Genomic DNA, 18553 nt, shown 5'->3' with positions numbered 1-18553 from the left:
AACAACCTTTAATAAACAAGGGCGCCAAAACGCCGCCGGATCACGGCGATTGCGGAGGACAGGGTGGGGACCACGCAGTTGGAGTCGGTGCCGGAACCGAAGTACTGGCACCTCAAGACCGTGCTCAGCGAGGCACTGGATTCCGAGTTCTCCGTGGGCGAGATCCTGCCCAACGAACGCGACCTGGCCGCCCGCTTCGGAGTCGCCAGGGCCACGCTCCGTCAGGCACTGGAGCAGCTCGAGCTGGAGGGCAGGCTGCAGCGCCGCCGCGGTGTCGGCACGACCGTCGCCCCGCCGCGCGTGGGCGTCGCGGTCGGCACGGAGCAGCACACCTGGCCGGGGGCCGCCGACGACGTCTGGCAGGCCGCCGACTGCGCACAGGCGGCCCCGCCCGCGGCCGTCGCCGCGGCGCTGGAGACCGCCCCGGACGAGGCCGTCCACACGGTGCGCCGCTCCCGCACGTCCCACGGCCAGACCGTCGCCGCGGAGCTGCTCTACGTCCCGGCGTCCTCGGTCCCGGACCTGTCGGGCATAGACGCGCCGTCCGGACCCGCACGCGCGCGTGCGGTGCTGCGCGAGCTCCAGCGGCTGGAGCTGGAGCGCCGGGACAGCTCCGTGGAGCTGGGCTCCGCGCGCGCGGACGACGCCAGGGAACTGGACCGCCTCCCCGGGGCGCCCGTCCTCGTCGTCACCACCCGTTTCCTCGCCGAGGGCCGCACCGCGGCACTCTCGGTGGCGACGTACCGCGCGGACACCTGCCGGCTCACCTTCGGCGACTCCGGCGGCGTGGAGATCCACCAGGCACCCGAGCGCCAGGCGTCCTGAACCTCTGACCCGCCCGCCGTGCCCCGGAGCCGCGCTCCGGGGCACGGCGCCGTGCGAGGCCCCTCAGCGCCGCGCCGTCACCGTGCCCTCCACCGCGAACAGCTGCTCCTCCACGTGGTCGAGAGCCAGCCGCAGGGCACCGGTCGCCACCGCGGCCTCCCCGAGGAGCGACAGCGTCACCTTCGGCGGGCGCAGGCAGTAGCGCGCCAGCTCGCGGCGCAGCGGGTCCAGCACGCCGTCCAGGCCGGACGCCCAGCCGCCGATGACGACGAGCTCCGGGTCGAGGGCCAGGACCAGGGCGGCCACATCGTGGACGAGCCGCTGGATGAAGCGCTCGACGGCCGCGCGGGCGCGCCGGTCACCCTCGCGGGCCTGCGCGAAGACCTCGGCGACGGCCTGCTCGTCGAGCGGGTGCAGCGGCTCGTCCGTGGTGGACAGCAGGGTCTCGGGCGTCACCTCGCGGCCCAGCAGGTGCAGCGCGCCGATCTCGCCGGCCGCCCCGCCGTACCCCCGGTGCAGCTGTCCGCCGATCAGCGAACCGGCCCCCGGGCTCAGTCCGGCCAGCACGAACACGATGTCGTCCGACTCGCCGGCCGCGCCCTTCCAGTGCTCCGCGACCGCCGCCGCGTTGGCGTCGTTCTCCACCAGCACCGGGCACTTGAAGGACCGGCTCAGCCGCTCGCCCAGGCGCAGCCCCGTCCACTCGGGGAGCGCCGCGCACAGCCGCACGGTGCCGTCGGCCTCGACGATCCCGGGCGAGGCGACCCCCACGGCCCGCAGCGAGCCGCGGGGGACCCCGGCCCGGCGCAGCAGCTCCGCCACCGTCGTGCGCGCCCGGTCCAGCCGCTCCTCGGCGGGCGCCGACTCGGCGACGTCCTTGCTCGCCGAGCCGATCACCCGGCCGTCGAGGTCGGCCAGCAGCGCGGCGACCCGGTGGGACCCGATGTCCAGACCCAGCAGATGCCCGGCCTCGGCCCGGAACCGGAAGCGCCGGGCCGGCCGCCCCTGCCGCCGTACGAGGCTCTCGTCGGCCGCCTTCTCGACGACGTAGCCCGCCTCGATGAGGCCCTCGACGACGCCCTCGACGGTCGGCCGGGACAGCCCGGTCAGCCGGGTGATCTCGGTCAGTGTGGCCGCGTCCGTGGCACGCAGCGCGTGCAGCACCACAGCGGAGTTGATCCTGCGCAGCAGCGAGGGATCCCCGCCGGTCAGCTGCCCCAAGGTCTCGTCCTCCCAGCTCGTGCGCGTGTTGGCCGGATGGTACTCGGCACGGCCGACCCCGGCGAGTGCCGGGCGGCCCGACCGCCTCGCCGGGTGCCGCCCGCGTCGGTCCCGATCGGTGCGGTCGACGCGCGGAGCAGGGGCACCGGTGCGTGCGTTTCCCGTACGGCTTCGGCCGGGCGCCGCTGCCGGAGCGTGGGATTCCGCCGCGGGGCGCGGACGGGGACTGGCGCGGCGGTGCCGTGGGCGGGGGCCGTGTCGCCGGCGGGGCGCGGAACGTGCGGCGCAGGGGCATCTGACACGCCGCCAATTGTCAGTGCCGGGCGAAATACTGGACGCATGGACATCGTGGAGTGCCTCGACCTCGTCGACGAGTTGTGGGACCGGGACGTGAGCGGTCCCGGCCACGGCATAGTCGAGTTAGCGGTGAGCGGCGGCGACCGCCCGGAGAGCGGCCTGACCGCGGACGACGTCTACGCCCTGGAAGGGGCCCTCACCGAGCGGGTGACCGCCCGGCGGGGAGATCCGCATCGCTGGGGGACCGCAACCCTCCGGGAGCGCATGAGCCGCGGGGAGGAGATACCCGAGACCTGGGCGCGCCTCGCCGCCCAGGCCGTGGAGCTGCGGGCCTGGAAGAGCCCCGCCGGCCGCTGGCTCGTCATCACCGTGGCCGACACGGACCCCGAGGCCGAGGTCCGGCTGCTCGCCGCCGCCACGGACGACGCCCCGCTCTGACGCCTCACGCGCCTCAGGTCTGCGCCGCCAGACGCAACCGCCCGAACTCCTGCGCCATCGTCGCCGCCGTCCAGTGCGCGTTCAGGCCGCTCGGGTTGGGCAGCACCCACACCCGCGAGTCCCCGATCAGCCGCTGCTGGGGCCCCACCCGGGCCTTGCGGTCGCCGAACGCCGCCCGGTAGGCGGTGACGCCGACCACCGCCAGCCACCGTGGCCGCAGCCGCGCCACCTTCAGGGCCAGCCGCCGTCCGCCCTCCCGGTACTCCTCGGCCGTCAACTCGTCGGCCCGCGCCGTCGCCCGCGGCACGACGTTCGTGATCCCCAGCCCGTACGACAGCAACTCCCGCTGCTCCGACGGCTTCAGCAGCCTCGGCGTGAACCCGGACCGGTGCAGCACCGGCCAGAACCGGTTGCCGGGGTGGGCGAAGTGGTGACCCGTCACGGCCGTCATCAGGCCCGGATTGATGCCGCAGAAGAGCACCTGAAGGCCGTCCGCGACCACGTCGGGGACGAGACGGCCGCGGGCCGCCTCCAGCTCCGCCTGGGTGAAGCGGGTCAGAGGATCGCCCCCGGCGTGTAATTCGCGGCCTCCGGGTGCCGCTTGACGAGCTCCTCGATCCGGCCGACGAGGACACCGACCTGGTCGGCCGCCGCGCCCGTGAAGGACAGCCGGTCGGCCATGAGGGCCGCCAACTGCTCGCGGTCGAGCGGCAGCCGCTCGTCGGCGGCCAGCTTGTCGAGCAGGTCGTTGCGCTCGGCACCCCGCTCGCGCATCGCGAGCGCCGTGGCGACGGCGTTCTCCTTGATCGCCTCGTGGGCGACCTCGCGGCCGACGCCCGAGCGCACCGCCCCCATCAGCACCTTCGTGGTGGCGAGGAACGGCAGGTAGCGGTCGAGCTCGCGGGCGATCACCGCGGGGAAGGCACCGAACTCGTCGAGCACCGTCAGGAACGTCTCCAGCAGGCCGTCCAGCGCGAAGAACGCGTCGGGCAGGGCCACCCGGCGCACCACCGAGCACGACACGTCGCCCTCGTTCCACTGGTCGCCCGCCAGCTCGCCGGTCATCGAGGCATAGCCGCGCAGGATCACCATCAGGCCGTTGACACGCTCGCAGGACCGCGTGTTCATCTTGTGCGGCATCGCGGAGGAGCCGACCTGGCCCGGCTTGAAGCCCTCGGTGACCAGCTCGTGCCCGGCCATCAGGCGGATGGTCTTCGCCAGCGACGACGGCGCCGCCGCCAGCTGCACCAGCGCGGTGACGACCTCGTAGTCCAGCGAGCGCGGGTAGACCTGGCCGACCGAGGTGAACGCCTGGGAGAAGCCGAGGTGGCGCGCGATCCGGTCCTCCAGCTCGGAGAGCTGGGCGGTGTTCCCGCCCAGCAGGTCCAGCATGTCCTGCGCCGTGCCCACCGGGCCCTTGATGCCGCGCAGCGGGTAACGGCCCAGCAGCTCCTCGACCCGCCCGTGGGCGACCAGCAGTTCGTCGGCGGCCGTCGCGAACCGCTTGCCGAGCGTCGTGGCCTGCGCGGCGACGTTGTGCGAGCGGCCGGCCATGACCAGCTCGGCGTACTCGCCGGCGAGCCTGCCCAGCCGTGCCAGCACCGCCACCGTGCGGTCGCGCATCAGCTCCAGCGAGAGCCGGATCTGCAGCTGCTCGACGTTCTCGGTGAGGTCGCGGGAGGTCATGCCCTTGTGCACGTGCTCGTGCCCGGCGAGGGCGTTGAACTCCTCGATCCGCGCCTTCACGTCGTGCCGCGTGACCTTCTCGCGCTCGGCGATGGAGGCCAGGTCGACGGTGTCGAGGACGCGCTCGTAGTCGGCGATCGCCTCCTCGGGCACCTCGACGCCGAGGTCCTTCTGGGCCCGCAGGACGGCGAGCCAGAGCTGCCGCTCCAGCTTCACCTTCTGCTCGGGCGACCAGAGCGTGGCGAGCTCGGTGGAGGCGTAGCGTCCGGCGAGGACGTTCGGGATGCGGGGCTTGGCGGGCGCAGGAGTCACGTGGACGGATTCTACTGGCGATTCGTGCAGGCCAGCGCCGCGGCCGCGTTGTCGGAAGCTACGAGACCCACGTCACCGCCCCCGGGAGTCCGCCGGCTCCGCGAGCACGTCCCGGTGGCATGGCCCGGGCGCGCACCGGCGGGCCGGGGTCCTGCGCGCACGATACGTGCCGGCTCCAGCAGGCCGGGGCGCTGCAGAAGGTACGCCCGGTACCTCGCCGGGACCTCGGCGCGAACGGCGTTCCGGGTGCCGGGACCTGCCCCGGCACCTGCTGTACGGCCTCAGCACCACCCACGACACCCGAAGCGCCGCGGCCCGACGCCGCTCACCCGGGTGGTCGGGGCCGGCCGTCACGTCGCGGGGCCCTGGTAGGGCAGCCGTTACGTCGCGGGGCCCTCGTAGGGCAGCAGTTCGGGCCGTTTCGGCGGGAGTCCGTCGCCCGAGGAGCGGCCCGTCAGCCGGCGGCCGATCCACGGCAGCAGGTGCCGCCGGGCGAAGCGGGCGTCCGCCGCCCGCCGGCTGGCCCATCCCGGAGGCGGGGTCATCGCCATCGGCGTGTGCCACTCGGCGTCCTCGGGGGCGTAGCCGAGCGCCTGCCAGACCGCCTCCGCGACCCTGCGGTGCCCCTCGCCCGTCAGGTGCAGCCGGTCGACGTCCCACAGGCGCGGGTCGCCGAGCGACGGCGCCCCGTAGAGGTCCACGACCACCGCGCCGTGGCGGGCGGCGAGCTCGTCGACGGTGGCGAACAGTTCCTCCATGCGCGGCCGGAAGCGCTCCAGGACAGGGCCGCGGCGGCCGGGGCTGCGCATCAGCACCAGTTGCTCGCAGGCCGGGGCCAGCCGCTCCACGGCCTCGGTCAGCAGGGCCTTCACGCGCCCCATGTCGCACTTGGGCCGCAGGGTGTCGTTGAGTCCGCCCACCAGCGTGATCACGTCGGGCCGCATGGCCGCCGCCACGTCGGCCTGCTCGTCGACGATCTGCCCGATCAGCTTGCCGCGCACGGCGAGGTTGGCGTAGCGGAAGCCGGGCGTGACCGCCGCCATCCGTCCGGCGAGGAGATCGGCCCAGCCCCGGTAGGAGCCGTCCGGCAGCAGGTCCGACATGCCCTCGGTGAAGGAGTCGCCGACCGCGACCAGGCTGGTGTGAGTGGGGTTCTTCTGCATGGCGACAGCGATGGTATCCCGGCTCCATACCCGCCGGTCGGTCGGCCCGACCACCCGCGCCCACGCCCGCCGCGCCTGCGCCGTGCCCGCGTCCGCCGTGCCCGTGCCCACTCTCGCCGTGCCCGTGCCCGTGCCCGCGCTCGCCGTGCCTGCGCCGTGCCCGCGTCCGCCGTGCCCGTGCCCGCTCTCGCCGTGCCTACGTCCGCGTCCGCCGCGCTCACGTCCGCCGCGCGAGCCCGCCGCTCTCATGCTCGCCGCGCTCACGACCGCCGTGCTGACGACCGCCGTGCCCGCGTCCGCCGCGCTCACGTCCGCCGTGCCCGCGCTCCCGGCCGCCGCGCCGCCGGCCGGGCGGCTCCCGTGCCGGGCCGGTCGGCCGGGGCGTCTCCGATCCGCCGCTCACGCCCGCCGGCCGAACAGCTCCCGCAGGACGTCCTCCATGGTCACCAGGCCGGCCAGCCGGCCGTCGTCGCCGAGGACGGCCGCCAGGTGCGTACGGCTGCCGCGCATGGCCGTGAGCACGTCGTCCAGGGGCGTGCCCGCGCGGACGCGCGCGATGGACCGCATGTCGTCCACGCGGAACGGCACGTCCCGCCCCGGGGCGTCCAGCGCGTCCTTGACGTGCAGATAGCCGACGATGCGGCGCCCCTCGTCCACCACCGGGAAGCGGGAGAAGCCCGACCGGGCCGACAGCCGTTCCAGCTCGTCCGGCGTGACGCCCACGCGCGCGTAGACGACGCCCTCCAGCGGGAGGACCACGTCGCGCACCGGGCGGCGGCCCAGCTCCAGGGCGTCGTGCAGCCGCTCGCGGGCGCGCTCGTCGATCAGGCCGGCCTCGCCGGAGTCCCGTACGATCCGGGCGAGCTCGGCGTCCGAGAAGGTCGCCGCGACCTCGTTCCTGGTCTCCACCCGCAACAGCTTCAGCAGCGCGTTCGCGAAGGCGTTGACGGCGAAGATCACCGGGCGCAGGGCGCGGGAGAGGCCGACCAGCGGCGGGCCGAGCAGCAGCGCGCTGCGCACCGGTTCGGCGAGGGCGACGTTCTTCGGCACCATCTCGCCGAGCAGCATGTGCAGATAGGTCGCGAGGGTCAGCGCGATCACGAAGGACACCACGTGCCCCGCGCTCTCGGGCACGCCCACGGCGTGGAAGACCGGCTCCAGCAGATGCGCGATGGCCGGCTCGGCGACCACACCGAGGACCAGGGTGCACAGGGTGATGCCGAGCTGTGCGGCCGCCAGCAGCGCGGACACGTGCTGAAGACCCCACAGGACGCTCCTGGCGCGCCGGTCACCCTCCTCCGCGTGCGGTTCGATCTGCGAACGGCGCACCGAGATCAGTGCGAACTCGGCCCCGACGAAGAAGGCGTTGACGACGAGGGTCGCAAGACCGATCAGCAACTGCACGGCGGTCATCGGGCATCCCCCCGCTCGTCCTGGGCGCCGGTTCCGCCGCCGCCGCCCTCGTCCTCGGCGCCGGTTCCGTCGTCGCCGCCCTCGTCGTCGAACGGCGCGCGCAGCGCGACCCGCGCCGCCCGGTGCCCGGACGCGTCCACGACCTCCAGCCGCCACCCGGCGACCTCCACGCGGTCGCCCACGGCGGGGATGCGGCCCAGCTCCGTGGCCACGAGGCCGGCCAGCGTCTCGTACGGCCCCTCGGGCGCCTTGAGCCCGACCCGCGCGAGCTGGTCCACGCGCGCGGAGCCGTCGGCCGAGTACAGCGCGTGGCCCTCCTCGTCGCTGCCCGCCGGAGCCAGGTCGGGCGTCTCGTGCGGGTCGTGCTCGTCCCGCACCTCGCCGACGACCTCCTCGACGATGTCCTCCAGCGTGGCCACACCCGCGGTGCCGCCGTACTCGTCGATGACGACGGCCATGGTGCGCTTGCCGGACAGCCGGTCCAGCAGCCGGTCGACCGTGAGGGTCTCCGGGACCAGCAGCGGCTCGCGCATCAGCTCGGAGACGGGGGTGCGGGCGCGGCGCCCGGCGGGCACCGCCAGGATGTCCTTGACGTGGGCGGTGCCCACGACCGAGTCGAGGCTGCCGCGGTACACCGGGAACCGGGAGAGCCCGGTCGCCCGGGTCGCGTTCGCCACGTCCTCGCAGGTCGCCTGGGCGTCGAGGGCGATGACCTGCACGCGGGGGGTCATCACGTTCTCCGCGGTGAGGTCGGCGAGGTTGAGCGTGCGGACGAACAGCTCGGCGGTGTCGGCCTCCAGGGCGCCCTCCCTGGCGGAGTGCCGGGCCAGCGCTGCCAGCTCCTTGGGGCCGCGCGCGGAGGCCAGTTCCTCGGCGGGTTCCAGGCCGAAGCGGCGCACCATGCGGTTCGCGGTGTTGTTGAGGTGCGAGATGAAGGGCCTGAAGGCCGCGCTGAACCAGCGCTGGGCGTTGCCCACCCGCTTGGCCACGGGCAGCGGCGAGGAGATCGCCCAGTTCTTGGGCACCAGCTCGCCGACGACCATCAGGAAGACGGTGGACAGCGCGGTGCCGAGCACCAGGGCCAGGGAGCTCGCCGCCGCCGGCGAGATGCCCACGGCCTCCAGCGGCCCCGCGATCAGCTTGGCGATGGACGGTTCGGCGAGCATGCCGACGACCAGATTGGTGACGGTGATGCCGAGCTGGGCGCCGGAGAGCTGGAAGGTCAGGTTCCGTACGGCCTTCAGGGCGCCGGAGGCGCCCCGCTCGCCGCGCTCGGCGGCCCGTTCGAGCTCGCCGCGCTCGACCGTGGTCAGCGAGAACTCGGCCGCGACGAAGGCGCCACAGGCGAGCGACAGCAGGATCGCCACCAGCAGCAGGAGCACTTCGGTCATCGGGTCACCTCCGTCCCATCGTCGGGCAGGGGCGGGGGGAACGCGCGGTGTCGTGCGGTGCGCGGACTACCGGGGGGTTCGCCCATGGGCGGACGCTCACACCTTTCATGCAGGACCGGGTGATCCTCGCGGGGAGGACCGGAGGGTCCTCCAATAGTAAAGGATGAGCAAAGTCGTTCAGCCGGTGAGTGGCTTCACCCAGCGCCGCCAGTGCTCCTCGGGCGCGTACCCCGCCGCGCGCCAGGCATGGTGCGCCGTCTCGTTGCGCACCAGCACCATCGCGTCCCCGCGCCGGCCGCCGAGCGCCACCAGCCGCTCCTCCGCGGCGGCCAGCAGCGCGGTGGCGATCCCCTGCCGCCTCCGCCGCGGGTGCACCGCCAGCCGGTACAGATGGCAGCGCCATCCGTCGAAACCGGCGATCACCGTGCCGACGAGCTCGCCGTGCTGCTCGGCGAGGATGAGCGCCTCCGGGTCCCGGTCGACCAGTCGCGCCACGCCGTCCCTGTCGTCGCTGATGCTGGTGCCCTCGGCGGCCGTCCTCCAGAAGGCGAGGACGGTGTCGAGGTCGGCGGGTGTCGCGGCGCGTATCCGGGGACCGGTCATGCGGGCATCCCACCACGCGGGCTCCTCGCGGGCCCGGAATTCCAGTATCCGGACGCCCCGGTCGTCAGCTCCCGCCCAGCTCCGCGACGACGGGGGCGAAGATCTCCATGTACGGCTCCAGGACCGTCAGGTACGAGAAGCCGTACCGTTCGCGCTGCGCCCGCACCTGGGCGACGATCTGCTCGACCGTGCCGGCCAGCAGGACGGGCAGCTCCAGCGCCTGTCCGACGGTCAGGCCGGGGACCCGCTCCACCAGCGGCCGGACCACGGCGGCGCGGTCGTCGGTCACGGCCACCAGCTGGATGAGCAGGTTGAGCTCGGCCGGTTCCGCACGGGCCCCGGCCAGCCGCCGGTAGCGCGCCACACTCTCCTCGAGCTCCATGGGCGCCACCGGGGTCAGCCGGCCGGTCGTGCTTCCCGGCACCAGACGCGCGCCCGTGAACGCGGCGATGTCGGCGTGCTCGGCGGTGAGTTCCACCATCCGGCGGCCGTTGGCGCCGATCAGCAGCGGCACGCGCGGCCGCTGCACCGGGCGCGGCCGGTGGTCGTCGGAGCCGAGCAGCCGCTCAAGCTCCTCGATCGTGTGCCGCAGATGCTCCACGCGCTCGCGCGGGGAGCCGAACGGCAGCCCGGCCGCCTCGTGTTCGGCCTGGACGTAGCCGGTGCCGAGGCCGAGCTCCAGCCGCCCGCCGGTCAGGGCGTCCGTGGTGGCCACCTCGCGGGCCAGCAGCGCGGGGTTGCAGAAGCCCGCGTTGAGCACGAAGGTGCCCAGCCGGGGCCGTTCGGTGACGGCGGCCGCGGCGACCAGCGCCGGGAACGGCGCGACCATGCCGAGGTGGTCGGGCACGTGGATGACGTCGTAGCCGAGCCGCTCGGCCCGGCGGCACTTGGCGCGCCACTCCGCGGCGGGCGCCGGAACGGTCAGGCTGACACCGAAGCGGAACGGACGCGGCATGAACTCTCCCCGGCTGCGGGCGACTTGATCACCTGTCTCGATTCCCTCACTCGTGCGCGATGGCCGCCAGCACGTTCATGCGGGACGCGCGCAACGCGGGCAGCAGCGCGGCCACGATGCCCACCACCGCCGAGCCGATCACCACGGCGACGATCGTGCTCCACGGGATCGCGAGCGCCTTCATGCCCTGCAGCGCCAGCACCTGCTGGGTGCACACGCCCCACACCAGCCCCAGTGCGAGCCCGAGCACCGCACCGAACACCGCGATCACCACGGACTCCAGGCGGATCATCCGGCGCAGCTGCCGCCGGGCGAGTCCGATGGCCCGCAGCAGCCCGATCTCGCGGGTCCGCTCCACGACCGAGAGCGCGAGCGTGTTGACGACACCGAGCACGGCGATGATGATCGCCAGTCCCAGCAGCGCGTAGACGAGGTACAGCAGCACGGCGATCTGGTCGTGCACCAGCTTCTTGTAGTCGGCCTGGTCGCGCACCTGCACCTGCGGATACGGCGTGAGCGTCCGCTCCAGGTTCGCGCGCAGCCGGTCGGCGCTCGTGCCGGCGGACCTGTCGACGTACAGGGCGGAGTCCTGGCCGCCCGGCACGTACTTCTCGACCGTGGAGATCCCGAAGAACAGGCCGCCCCGCATGCCGAAGCCGCCGCTGTTGTCCTGGTCGGTGAGGGCGCCGACCCGCATCCTGGTCCGCTGCCCGCCGGGGAACTCGACCGGAAGCGTGCTGCCGACCCGCACGTGGTGGTCCTTGGCGAAGCCCGCGTCCATGCCGAGGCTGCCGGGCGCCAGGGCGGCCGCCGTGTTCCCGGCCGCGTAGGTCACATGCGCGACGTCGTCCACGCCGTCGTCGTAACCCGCGGCGGTCGTCTCCACGCGCTTGCCGTCCGGCAGCCGTACGGCGACCGGCGCGAACCGCTGCCGTACGACGAGGCCGACGCCCTCGGTGCCGCGCACCGCGTCGGTGACGTCCTGCGAGAACGGCACGAAGTTGCTGTTCTGGACGACGAAGTCCGCGCCCAGCGTCTTGTCGATCTGCTGGTCGAAGGACCTGGACATGGAGGCGCTGGCCACCGACATGCCGCCGACCAGGGCGAGGCCGACCATCAGGGCGGCCGCGGTGGCTCCGGTGCGGCGCGGGTTGCGCAGGGCGTTGCGCTGGCTCATCCGGCCGATCGAGCCGAAGAGAGCCGGGAAGGCGCCGCCCAGCACCCGGATGACGGGCCGGACCAGGAGCGGTCCGGCGATGACGGTCGCGATCAGCGTGAGGACCACGCCCAGGCCCAGCAGCGAGGCGGCGGAGGCCGTCCTCGTCGCCGCGGCACAGCCGGCCAGGGCGGCCGCGCCGAGCACTCCGACGACCGAGCCGACGACCGCCCGCGCCCTGAGCGGCTTGCCGATCCCGGCGATCTCGGCGTCCGCGAGGGCGGCCATCGGCGAGACGCCCGCCGCGCGGCGCGCCGGGAGGTACGCCGCCACGAAGGTGACGCCCACCCCGACGGCGTAGGCCGCCACGGGGGTACCCCAGCCGACCACCATCTCGGTGGTCTTGAGGTTCATCCCGAACACGCTCATGAGCTTGATCAGCCCGGCGGCGAGCCCGATGCCGGCCGCCAGGCCCAGCGTCGAGCCGACCAGGCCGAGCAGGACCGCCTCGCTGAGCACCGAGCGCCGCACCTGCCGCCGGTCGGCGCCCAGGGCCCTGAGCAGGCCCAGCTCCCGGGTGCGCTGGGCGATCAGCATGGAGAAGGTGTTGACGATCAGGAAGACGCCGACCAGGACCGCGATGCCGGCGAATCCGAGCATCACGTACTTGATGACGTCGAGGAACCCGCCGAGGTCCGCGGCGGCCGACTTGGCCTGTTCGCCGGCCGTCCTGATGTCGTAGGAGCCGGTGCCGACCACGGCGGCGACGCGGCGCTTGAGCTGCGTGTCGCTCACGCCCCGCGCCGCGTTCACCTCGATGCTGGTGGCCCGGTCCGCCGAACCGAGCAGCTGGGTCGCCGCGGTCCTCGGGTCGAGGAAGACCAGGGCGGCGCCGGGGTTGGTCGTCCGGAAGGTGGCGATGCCCACGATCCGGACCCGGAAGGTGCCCGGCTGCGCGAGCACGGTGAGGGTGTCGCCGATCCGCACGTGCTTCTTGTCGGCGGTGTCGGCGTCCAGCAGGGCCTCGTCGCCGCTCGCCGGGGCCCGCCCCGAGGTCAGCCGCACGGGGCTGCGGTCCGTGACGTACCAGTCGGAGGCGATGGTGGGCCCGCCGGTGGTCGGCCCCACCGACTTGTTCCGGCTGTCGACGACCGTGACGTTCTGCACGCTCACGTCCGCGTGCACCGAAGCGGCCCCGTCGACCTTCGCCAGGCGCGGCGCGAGTGCGGCGGGCAGGGTCCGCGTCTGACCGGTGGGGACCTGTGACTTCAGGTCCTGCTTGGGCTCGACCGTCACGTCGGCGGACGTGGAGGCGAACAGCCGGTCGAAGGTGCGGGTGACCGTGTCGGAGAAGATCAGGCTGCCCGCGACGAACGCCACGGACAGGATGATCGCCAGCGCGGAGAGCAGCAGCCTGCCCTTGTGCGCGAGGAAGCTCCTGAGCGTCGCCTTGAGCACGGCCTCAGCCCTCCCCGGCCGCCGGGGCGCCGTCCTCGGACTGGCTCCGGATCACGTCGAAACGCTTCATGCGCTCCAGCACCGCCTCCGCCGTCGGGTGCTCCATCTCGTCGACGATCCGGCCGTCCCCGAGGAAGAGAACCAGGTCGGAGTGGGCGGCGGCGCCCGGGTCGTGGGTGACCATGACGACGGTCTGCCCCAGGTCGTCGACGGCCTCCCGCAGGAAGCCGAGCACCTCGAGGCCGGCCCGCGAGTCGAGGTTGCCGGTCGGCTCGTCCGCGAAGATCAGCTCGGGCCGGGAGGCCAGCGCCCGTGCGCAGGCCACGCGCTGCTGCTGGCCGCCGGAGAGCTGCGCGGGCCGGTGGCCCAGCCGGTCGCGCAGCCCCAGCGTGTCGATGACCTGGTCCAGCCACTTCTCGTCGGGCTTCTTGCCGGCGATGTCCATGGGCAGGGTGATGTTCTCGGCCGCGTTCAGTGTCGGGATGAGGTTGAACGACTGGAACATGAACCCGATGCGGTCCCGGCGCAGCCGGGTCAGCTCGCGCTCCTTCAGCCCCGTGATCTCGGTGTCGCCGAGCCACACCTGGCCTGCCGAGACGGTGTCGAGCCCCGCCAGGCAGTGCATCAGCGTGGACTTCCCGGAGCCCGAGGGCCCCATGACGGCGGTGAAGCGGCCGCGGGCGATGTCCACGTCCACCGAGTCGAGGGCGAGCACCGTCGTCTCGCCCGAGCCGTACGCCTTGGTCAGGCCGCGGGCGCGGGCCGCGATCCCGCCGGCCGGCGCCTGGCCCGGGACGTGCTCCGCAGCTGATGTGGACAAGGCTGCCTCCTCGCTCACCTGGACGTGCGACTCACTCGTCCGGCCGAGCCTAATGTGAGCCGGCCCACACCCGGAATCCACCGTGAGTGCAGGTCCGTCTCCACCCCAGGTCGTGCCCCTGATACCGGTGTAAGGGGCACGCTCCACCCGCGGGACGAGTGCCGGAGGAGCCGGCGGGCGTGCGTGGGAGGACGCCGGGCACTTGCCCGTGCTAGCACCTCGGCGCTAGCTTCTAGGTATGGCGAAGACCCAGTTGAACGTGCGGGTGGACGAGGGCACGGCCCGCGCCGCCCGCGAGCGTGCCCTGGCCCGCGGCATGAGCGTGAACCGCTACATAGAAGAGCTGGTCAGACAGGACACCGGCGAGGTGGGTCACACCTTCGTGGAGGCCGCCGCCGACTTCATGAAGCAGTACGAGACCGTGTTCGCGGAGGAGTTCGACGCGGAGCGGACGCCCGGGCGCGGTGAAGGCCGCCGCTGATCCCTTGAGCCGTCTCAGCATCGACCTCGCCTGGCTGCTCATGCTCGCCGAACAGAAGACCCCCGGGGACCCCCAGGTCACCGACTGGGGCGCCCTGGTCGCCGCCGTCGCACGCCACGAGGCGGAGATATTCGACGTCCCCGTCTACGACAGCCCCCACGCGCGCGCCGCCGCGCTGCTCCAGCTCCTCATCCACGTCCCTGCGCTCGAACGCTCCAACGCGCTGTTCGCCTCCGCCGTGGCCTACGCCTATCTGGTCGCCAGCGGCCTGAAGGTGGCCACCTCGCCCGTGCAGGTCCGCGAGCTGGCCCGGCTGGTCAAGAGCGGCGAGGCGACGGTGTACGACATCGCCGCCGAACTGCGCGGCTGGACCGTCTGATCACCTCCCGGCGGCAGGGTCCGCGGACTCCGGCCGCCGGGCCATGCCCAGCACGCAGTACGAGGTCGGCAGGACCGGCCCGGTCTCGGGCATCATCGTCCGCCGGTAGGGGCCGAGGTCGAACCCGGCCCGGCGCAGGGCGGCGATCGGGTCCCGGCCCAGGTGGCAGCCGCCGCTGAGCGGCGGCCACACGGTACGGTCCAGGGCGCGCTGCGTGAAGCGCATGAACCGGCCGCCGCCCCGGCCGTGTTCGAAGAACCGCACCGTCCCGCCCGGCCGCAGCACCCGCCGCACCTCCGCGAGCGCGCGCGGCACGTCCCGCACGCTGCACAGCACCAGCGACACCACCGCCGCGTCGTAGGCCTCGCTCTTGACGGGCAGGGCCTCGGCGGCGCCCGGCGCGACGTCGACCGGCACCTCGCTGCGCAGGGCGGCCTCGACGGCCAACTGCCGCAGCCGGCGCTCCGGTTCGATCGCCACGACCTCCGAGACGGTGCTCGGATAGTGCGCGAAGTTCAGGCCGTTGCCCGCGCCGATCTCGATCACCCGCCCGGACAGCCCGGACAGCAGCCGCTCCCGGACCGCGCCCATGCCCGTCCGGGTCTCGGCCCGCACGCTGACCCGGGCGTAACAGCGGGCGAACAAGGGGTGGTGCACGGGATCGCGCGCCACCTCGGTGGCGCCGGGGAACCGCAGCGGCATGGAGACCTCCCTGGCAGGACGTTCCTCACCGCGATTCTCCCCCGTACGGGCCCCGCGCATCCCCGCCGCCCCGGCGGGACGCGGCCCCGGCGCCCCCGCTTCCGCCCGCCTCCCGCTCTCACCCGCTCGGCTCGTCCGAATGGCAGATCAGCCGCTCATCGTCATGATTTCAATGCGGAGCGTGAGCACAAAACGGAAATAGTGTGCTCCTCGCGTGCGTGCGGACACGCCGCACCACGACTCACCACGCCGCATCACGACTCACCACGACCACCACGACTCACCACGGCTCACCACGACTCACACGAGGAACGACGAAGGGTGTCGACATGCCAGTGCCAGGCCGCTCGAGACAGCGTCCGTCCCGGTTCGCGCTCGGTGCCCTCGCCGCGTCGGCCGCGCTGCTGGCGGCCACCACCGGCCCGGCCACGGCCGCCGCCACCGAACCGCACGACGGCGGTGGCCCGGCCGGCATCAGCACGTTCTCCACGGGCTACCAGACACCCTGGGACATCACGTTCATGCCGGACGGCCGCTCCGCCCTGGTCACCCAGCGGCTCGACTACCAGGTCTTCCGGCTCGGCCTCGACGGCAGGAAGACGCGGGTCGGCGAGGTGCCGAACACCGTCCCCGAGCCCTACGACGACGGCCCCGGCGGCCTGCTCGGCGTCGCCCCCTCACCCACCTGGGACGGCAAGAAGGACAAGCAGGTCTTCTTCGTGCACACCACGAGGACCGAGACCCGCGTCGTCAGGATGGACTACGACGGCAAGTCCCTCAGCCACTACAAGGTGCTGATCAAGGGCATCAAGCGGATCGGCAACCACAACGGCGGGCAGATCCGCTTCGGCCCCGACGGCTACCTCTACGTCACCACCGGCGACGCCTACACGCCGCAGCTCGCGCAGGACCGCACGTCGCTCAACGGGAAGATCCTCCGGATCACCAAGACCGGCGCCGCCGCCCCCGGCAACCCGTTCGGCGACCGCATCTACAGCCTCGGCCACCGCAACCCCGAAGGGCTCGCCTGGGACCGCAACGGCAACCTGTGGGAGACCGAGATCGGCGACCAGACCTGGGACGAGCTCAACCTCATCAAGCCGGGCGCCGACTACGGCTGGCCCACCTGCGAGGGCGGCTGCGCCACCCCGGGCATGACCAACCCCAAGCTCGTCTTCTCCCCGAAGTGGGGCGTGCCCGCCCAGGTCGCCGTCGTACGCAACGTGCTGTACGTGTCGTCGCTGCGGGGCAAGCGGCTGTGGCGCATCCCGATCGACGGCGACGGCGAACGCCTCGGCACGGCGGTCGACTTCTACCCCGGCCGGTTCGGCCGCCTGCGCGCCCTCGCGGTGGTGCCCGGCACGGACGACCTGCTGATCGGCACCAGCGACGCCGGATACGGCAAGGACAAGATCCTGCGCCTGTCCATCAAGTGACCCCACGTCCATCGCCTCAGGAAAGGACACCCCACCCCATGAACGACGTCACCGAGCAGCTCAGGCCCGTCGAGCAGGTCCCCGCGCGGGAGCCGGACGGCGCCGGCTGGCAGACGCCCTCCTACGAGGTCGTCGACACCGCACTCGAGGTCACCGCCTACTCCCTCAGCTCCCGCTGAACCGGCGCCATGCTGCTGCTGGTACTCGGCACCGCCGCCGGCGGCGGCGTCCCGCAGTGGAACTGCGCGTGCGCCGGCTGCCGCGGCGCACGCGCGCACCCCGACCGGCGCCGCCGCCACGCCTCCCTCGCCGTGCGCGGTGACGACGGCCGCTGGTACCTCGTCAACGCCACCCCCGACATCGGCGACCAGATCGAGAGCCGGCCCGAACTCCACCCGGGCCCCGGCCACCGCCGGACCCCGGTCGCCGGGCTCGTCCTCACCGACGCGGAACTCGACCACACGCTGGGCATCGCCCGGCTGCGCGAGGCCGACGGCATCGAGGTGGTGGCGACGGCGCCGGTCCGCCGGGCGCTCCTGGACCGCCTGCGCCTCGGCGACGTACTGGCGCCGTACACCGGCGTGACCTGGCGCGAGCTGCCGCGGCACGGCGCCGGGCCGCTGGGCCCCGGCGCACCGGGCCTGCGCATCAGCGGCATCCCCGTGTCGGGCAAACGCCCGCGGTACGCCGCCGACGCCCCGGACGACGACAGCTGGGTCGTCGCCCTGCGGCTGTACGACCCCGCCTCCGGCACGACCGCGCTCTACGCCCCGGCGCTGGCCGCCTGGCCGGACCGCCTGCAGCAGGCCGCCGAGGAGGCCGACTGCGTCATCGTGGACGGCACCTTCTGGGACGAGGAGGAACCCCGCCGCACGGGCGTCTGCGAGCGCACCGCCACCGGCATGGGCCATCTGCCCGTCGAAGGTCCGCAGGGCACCGCCGAACGCCTCGCCCGCCTCTCGGCCCGCTGCCTCTACACGCACCTCAACAACACCAACCCCCTCGTCGACCCGGCGGCGCCCGAGCACAAGCGGCTCGCCCGGCTGGGCCTCGAGGTGGCCTCCGACGGGATGGTGATCGAGCTGTGAGCACGGCCGCTCCGCCGACGGATTCCGCACCGCTCGCCGAGCCCTGGAGCGCGGCCGGGTTCGAGGCACGACTGCGTGCGGTGGGGGAGGAGCGGTACCACGACCGCCACCCCTTCAACCTCCGTATGCACAGCGGCGATCTGAGCCGGGAGGAACTGCGCCGCTGGATCGTCAACCGCTTCCACTACCAGCGCGCCATCCCGGTCAAGGACGCCCTGATCACCGCCAAGCTGCACACCTCCGCGCTGCGCCGGACGTGGCTGCGGCGCATTCAGGACCACGACGGACTGCGGGAGGGCGAGGGCGGCATCGAACGGTGGCTGCGGCTCGGCGAGGCGGCCGGGGTGGACCGCGGGACGCTGCTCGGCGCCGCCACCGTGCTGCCCGGCGTACGGCTGGCGGTCGACGGATACGTCAACTTCTGCCGGCTGCGCCCGGCCCTCGAAGCCGTCGCCGCGTCCCTGACCGAGCTGTCCGCCCCGGACCTGATGCGCACCCGTATCGACGCCTTCGAACGCCACTACCGGTGGATCGACCCCGAGGGCCTCGCCTACTTCCGCACCCGGGTCTCCCAGGGGCGGCGCGACAGCCGTGAGGCGCTCGACCTGGTGCTCGACTGGGCCCGCACCCGGCAGGAGCAGGAACGGGCCGTGGCCGCCCTGCGGTTCAAGTGCGACGTCCTGTGGTCGCTGCTCGACGCCGTGGACCGGGCGGGGGAGGAGGTGTGAC

The 18553-nt window shown here is 73.6% G+C and carries 19 protein-coding genes; 8 read left to right on the top strand and 11 right to left on the bottom strand.

The features are described from left to right. The first annotated feature begins 63 nt into the window (after positions 1 to 63). Positions 64 to 825, top strand: a complete 762-nt coding sequence (locus ACJ9NR_RS06255) for a GntR family transcriptional regulator (RefSeq protein ID WP_412489310.1) — start codon at positions 64 to 66, stop codon at positions 823 to 825. Between the two features lie 63 nt (positions 826 to 888). On the opposite strand, the gene ACJ9NR_RS06250 is transcribed toward ACJ9NR_RS06255, so the two are convergent. Further along, on the bottom strand, positions 889 to 2046 hold the full coding sequence (locus ACJ9NR_RS06250) for an ROK family protein (RefSeq protein ID WP_412489311.1): 1158 nt from the start codon (positions 2044 to 2046) through the stop codon (positions 889 to 891). A 339-nt stretch (positions 2047 to 2385) separates the two neighbouring features. Between ACJ9NR_RS06250 and ACJ9NR_RS06245 the strand changes: the two genes are divergently transcribed. Further along, a complete protein-coding gene (locus ACJ9NR_RS06245; protein ID WP_412489312.1) occupies positions 2386 to 2781 on the top strand; it encodes a hypothetical protein in 396 nt (131 codons plus the stop codon). A gap of 13 nt (positions 2782 to 2794) precedes the next feature. Here ACJ9NR_RS06245 and mug read toward each other — a convergent pair whose 3' ends face one another. The 9 genes from mug to ACJ9NR_RS06200 form a co-directional block, all read right to left on the bottom strand. Further along, positions 2795 to 3283 carry a G/U mismatch-specific DNA glycosylase gene (mug, locus tag ACJ9NR_RS06240; protein ID WP_412489313.1) on the bottom strand — a complete coding sequence of 163 codons (489 nt, stop codon included), beginning with the start codon at positions 3281 to 3283 and terminating at the stop codon, positions 2795 to 2797. A gap of 53 nt (positions 3284 to 3336) precedes the next feature. After that, positions 3337 to 4779, bottom strand: a complete 1443-nt coding sequence (gene purB / locus ACJ9NR_RS06235; RefSeq protein WP_412489314.1) for an adenylosuccinate lyase — start codon at positions 4777 to 4779, stop codon at positions 3337 to 3339. 380 nt (positions 4780 to 5159) lie between these two features. Then, the gene (locus ACJ9NR_RS06230; protein WP_412489315.1) at positions 5160 to 5942 is read right to left on the bottom strand and encodes an SGNH/GDSL hydrolase family protein; all 783 of its coding nucleotides are present in this window, start codon (positions 5940 to 5942) and stop codon (positions 5160 to 5162) included. A gap of 399 nt (positions 5943 to 6341) precedes the next feature. Continuing rightward, positions 6342 to 7355 (bottom strand): hemolysin family protein, encoded by a 1014-nt coding sequence (locus tag ACJ9NR_RS06225; RefSeq protein WP_412489316.1) that lies wholly within the window; start codon positions 7353 to 7355, stop codon positions 6342 to 6344. After that, entirely contained in the window at positions 7352 to 8746 is a 1395-nt protein-coding gene (locus ACJ9NR_RS06220) for a hemolysin family protein (protein WP_412489317.1), read from the bottom strand. The genes ACJ9NR_RS06225 and ACJ9NR_RS06220 overlap by 4 nt, the downstream gene beginning before the upstream one ends. 177 nt (positions 8747 to 8923) lie before the next feature. Then, positions 8924 to 9349, bottom strand: a complete 426-nt coding sequence (locus tag ACJ9NR_RS06215; protein WP_412489318.1) for a GNAT family N-acetyltransferase — start codon at positions 9347 to 9349, stop codon at positions 8924 to 8926. Positions 9350 to 9413: 64 nt separating this feature from the next. Next, positions 9414 to 10304 carry an LLM class F420-dependent oxidoreductase gene (locus ACJ9NR_RS06210; protein WP_412489319.1) on the bottom strand — a complete coding sequence of 297 codons (891 nt, stop codon included), beginning with the start codon at positions 10302 to 10304 and terminating at the stop codon, positions 9414 to 9416. 46 nt (positions 10305 to 10350) lie between these two features. Further along, a complete protein-coding gene (locus ACJ9NR_RS06205; protein WP_412489320.1) occupies positions 10351 to 12918 on the bottom strand; it encodes an ABC transporter permease in 2568 nt (855 codons plus the stop codon). Between the two features lie 4 nt (positions 12919 to 12922). Then, complete coding sequence (locus tag ACJ9NR_RS06200) at positions 12923 to 13738, bottom strand: ABC transporter ATP-binding protein (protein ID WP_412489321.1); 816 nt, start codon at positions 13736 to 13738, stop codon at positions 12923 to 12925. Positions 13739 to 13976: 238 nt separating this feature from the next. On the opposite strand from ACJ9NR_RS06200, the gene ACJ9NR_RS06195 reads away from it, so the two are divergent. Both ACJ9NR_RS06195 and ACJ9NR_RS06190 read left to right on the top strand, forming a co-directional pair. Then, positions 13977 to 14219 carry a toxin-antitoxin system HicB family antitoxin gene (locus ACJ9NR_RS06195; protein WP_412489322.1) on the top strand — a complete coding sequence of 81 codons (243 nt, stop codon included), beginning with the start codon at positions 13977 to 13979 and terminating at the stop codon, positions 14217 to 14219. 4 nt (positions 14220 to 14223) lie between these two features. After that, positions 14224 to 14598, top strand: coding sequence for a fic family toxin-antitoxin system, toxin component (locus ACJ9NR_RS06190; RefSeq protein ID WP_412489323.1), 375 nt, complete (start codon positions 14224 to 14226; stop codon positions 14596 to 14598). Here ACJ9NR_RS06190 and ACJ9NR_RS06185 read toward each other — a convergent pair whose 3' ends face one another. Next, entirely contained in the window at positions 14599 to 15300 is a 702-nt protein-coding gene (locus ACJ9NR_RS06185) for a class I SAM-dependent methyltransferase (RefSeq protein ID WP_412489324.1), read from the bottom strand. 329 nt (positions 15301 to 15629) lie between these two features. Between ACJ9NR_RS06185 and ACJ9NR_RS06180 the strand changes: the two genes are divergently transcribed. Genes ACJ9NR_RS06180 through pqqC form a run of 4 tightly spaced genes read left to right on the top strand, consistent with a single transcriptional unit; the run spans position 15630 to position 18552 of the window. Next, positions 15630 to 16736: a PQQ-dependent sugar dehydrogenase gene (locus ACJ9NR_RS06180; protein WP_412489325.1), complete on the top strand. Its 1107-nt coding sequence runs from the start codon at positions 15630 to 15632 to the stop codon at positions 16734 to 16736. Positions 16737 to 16774: 38 nt separating this feature from the next. Further along, positions 16775 to 16915, top strand: a complete 141-nt coding sequence (gene pqqA / locus ACJ9NR_RS06175) for a pyrroloquinoline quinone precursor peptide PqqA (protein WP_412489326.1) — start codon at positions 16775 to 16777, stop codon at positions 16913 to 16915. 9 nt (positions 16916 to 16924) lie between these two features. After that, entirely contained in the window at positions 16925 to 17824 is a 900-nt protein-coding gene (gene pqqB, locus ACJ9NR_RS06170; protein WP_412489327.1) for a pyrroloquinoline quinone biosynthesis protein PqqB, read from the top strand. Beyond that, complete coding sequence (gene pqqC, locus ACJ9NR_RS06165; RefSeq protein WP_412489328.1) at positions 17821 to 18552, top strand: pyrroloquinoline-quinone synthase PqqC; 732 nt, start codon at positions 17821 to 17823, stop codon at positions 18550 to 18552. Before pqqB ends, pqqC begins: the two co-directional genes overlap by 4 nt. The last annotated feature ends 1 nt before the right edge of the window (position 18553 follow it).

The organism is Streptomyces sediminimaris (assembly GCF_047049295.1).
GTDB lineage: Bacteria > Actinomycetota > Actinomycetes > Streptomycetales > Streptomycetaceae > Streptomyces > Streptomyces sediminimaris.
This window is presented reverse-complemented; position numbering and strand designations above follow the sequence as displayed.